Annotated in this window: 4 protein-coding genes; all 4 read right to left on the bottom strand. The window is 33.9% G+C overall.

The window, feature by feature from the left end; translation table 11 throughout:
* Positions 1–135: 135 nt before the first annotated feature.
* Positions 136–600, bottom strand: coding sequence for a hypothetical protein (locus WBV75_RS12325; RefSeq protein ID WP_424120888.1), 465 nt, complete (start codon positions 598–600; stop codon positions 136–138).
* Positions 601–661: 61 nt separating this feature from the next.
* A complete protein-coding gene (locus WBV75_RS12320) occupies positions 662–1105 on the bottom strand; it encodes a hypothetical protein (RefSeq protein ID WP_424120887.1) in 444 nt (147 codons plus the stop codon).
* Between the two features lie 214 nt (positions 1106–1319).
* Positions 1320–1799 carry a hypothetical protein gene (locus WBV75_RS12315; protein WP_424120886.1) on the bottom strand — a complete coding sequence of 160 codons (480 nt, stop codon included), beginning with the start codon at positions 1797–1799 and terminating at the stop codon, positions 1320–1322.
* A 130-nt stretch (positions 1800–1929) separates the two neighbouring features.
* Complete coding sequence (locus WBV75_RS12310; RefSeq protein ID WP_424120885.1) at positions 1930–2283, bottom strand: hypothetical protein; 354 nt, start codon at positions 2281–2283, stop codon at positions 1930–1932.
* Between the last annotated feature and the right edge of the window lie 245 nt (positions 2284–2528).

Raw genomic sequence — 2528 nt, 5'->3', positions numbered from 1 at the left:
TCTTTATTGCGATGAAGCTTCATATTATAGGCAGTGATAATATTATAAAACACCTTCTTCACTGTTTCTTCAAGGTCTACTAACTTCATAAATTAGTTTTTAAAGTATGTTTTTGTGAGTTGGTTGTAAGAGTAGTTAAAGAGAAGAATTGAAAGATATACTACTATAATCCGTGACAACACCCTTGTCATTTTTGATGGCTGAAAAACCAAATTGATCTATTTCCTTATTGTCTCTTTTAATCCAATGATCTATACAATCTGAACAGCGCAGTTTTTCCAAATGAAGACCTCTCAATATTTTATTTAAGTCGAGCCCACAGATTTTTGATGAATTATTAAGCAACGCTAACATTCCAATACTATCTCGGGGATCTTGTATACAACCTTCGAGAATTATCGACATTGCACCTCTATAAATTAAGGGATAGACCTGATCATTATTTTCGGTTAAAGCGAGTTTCGAGGAATCCAATGCAATCCCGAGTAGTTGGGATCGCAAATTTTGGCTTAATGCTTCTGAAAATTGATTGGCTTCATTTGGCTCCAAATTTTTGAATTTTTGGATCCAATCATCAATATTTTCCTTGTTTATTCTCATCCTATAAGTGATTTTTCAAAAGGCAATCTCGAATTCCATAGATAAGAGCAAGGCTGCCGGCTCAGTTAATTTCTATCATATAAATGGCACTAATAGACCAAAGACTATTTGACTTTAAAAGATTCCCTCTAACAATATACTTAGTATCACCAAACTTAAAATTGCCAGAAGAACAATTTTCAGATAGTTCAATTTCCAATGTTGTTTTATGGGAATTACTTGGGTCAATATAGAAATGATAACCGTATGCGTTAATTTCTCTTATCGAAAAGCCGTACGGGGCAATTAAACCAATGGTGTCTTTCCCACTTTTTTTTAAAGATCCCAGATAACTTTTAATGTGCTTTTCTTCTGAAAGGATTGTTTTGACTATAACTTCTTCATCCAAGCTATCTAAACACTGTTCAGTAAAATGGTCATCCCTTATTTCTAAACAAGGATCACTATAGATTCCTACATATAACAATCCAAATATTAAAGCTGTCAGGTAATATTTAAACATCATTGCTTTAACTCTTAATAAACGTTATTAACTATTTTCAGTCACATCTATACCAAACACCAAAATTTCAAATAGCTCTCCCTCGTCCGGCGCACCTGGCGGAAAAGTATGCTGGCTTCCAAACAGCAATTAGGACTTTATTCTGAACCTCAATAGTCGACCACGGAGTTACACAAATAGAGCGTTGAGTTACGTGCGTGATTTCAACTTTTCTTTACTAGTCAGGTTCATATTCAAGTTCAACTGACCTATAAACTCTTGAAATCCAGATGGAATCTTGTTTTACTGTACTTCCTTTTATTAGAGACCCTTCAATAGGATAATATAACTGATAAAAGAATTTCATTTCTTCACAGTCTAAACTATCTATTTTAAGTTCAATTACTTTACCTCTAGGAAGTATTAATGAATCTGCAAACAAAACCTTGTATTGATTCCATGATATTGATAAATCACCTGTTATAAAGTCATTTTTTAACAATGTAATTGGCAGTCTTTCATCTAGCTCTGGGTGTAAATGCATGACAAAATATTCTGTTTTAAGAATAGATTCTAATGCTTGTTCCTTGTCTACTTTAGTAATACAACTACTTTCGGAGTTTGGTAATTCTTGAATCTCAATTTCTTGTGACTTTTGATTTTTGCAACAAATGAAGAGAAGAACAATTAGACTAAATAAAATTTCATTTTTTTTCAAAATAAAAATGTTTAATTATTAAGATTAAGATATTTAGCAGCGTTTTAAACCTTATGTTTTGACCATACGCCATAACTTCAAATTCTTCTCCTGCAACCTTTTTGAATAGTGATGAAGCTCCAGAAGCTCCTCAATCCATATTCATTGGGAAAATACGACTAAGCTCCCATTCAGTTCCCACCCGATCGAAGTCTCCAGTCACTGCGTATCTGGAATTGCCGAGTTCAAAAGCCCCGGCGTTATTACTATCCTTAAAATGGATATGTAATTTATACTTTGGGATTTCACTCGAAACAAAATAGAATTTATGCCCCCTCATAAAAATCACCTCAGGGCTGAAATTGTCAATTCCAGTTATTCCAATTGTTTCAACACCATTTCCGATCAAAGACTTAACAAACCGCCGAAGGTATATGCTATCAGAAGAAATAATTTTCTTGATGAGCGTGATCTCTTGTGGAGTTTCCGAAATGGAGGACGTCATCTTTATTTTTAAATGTTCAGAACCAAGAGCACAGTTCGATTCCGGCAACCTCCCGATGATCAAAACCACTAAAATGAGATATACTCTTAATTCAACCATGCTGTCAATCAATTAGAAGCATCAATCACAACGAAATCTCAATTTCCAAATTACCAGAGGTCGCTTTATAGGGATTAAATATCCATATCATGCCCATAGCGCCATAGTAATCACCAATTACTAAAGTGTCTATTTCGCCATTTAAT

The sequence above is a fragment of the Robiginitalea sp. genome (assembly GCF_049588695.1).
Lineage (GTDB): Bacteria > Bacteroidota > Bacteroidia > Flavobacteriales > Flavobacteriaceae > Robiginitalea.
Note: the sequence above shows the minus strand (reverse complement) of the source record. Positions and strands in the feature narration are given on the sequence as shown.

Coding starts and splice junctions, on each gene's coding strand:
- WBV75_RS12320 (WP_424120887.1), bottom strand. CDS start 1,105: ATGATGTTTAAATATTACCTGACAGCTTTAATATTTGGATTGTTATAT.
- WBV75_RS12325 (WP_424120888.1), bottom strand. CDS start 600: ATGAGAATAAACAAGGAAAATATTGATGATTGGATCCAAAAATTCAAA.
- WBV75_RS12310 (WP_424120885.1), bottom strand. CDS start 2,283: ATGACGTCCTCCATTTCGGAAACTCCACAAGAGATCACGCTCATCAAG.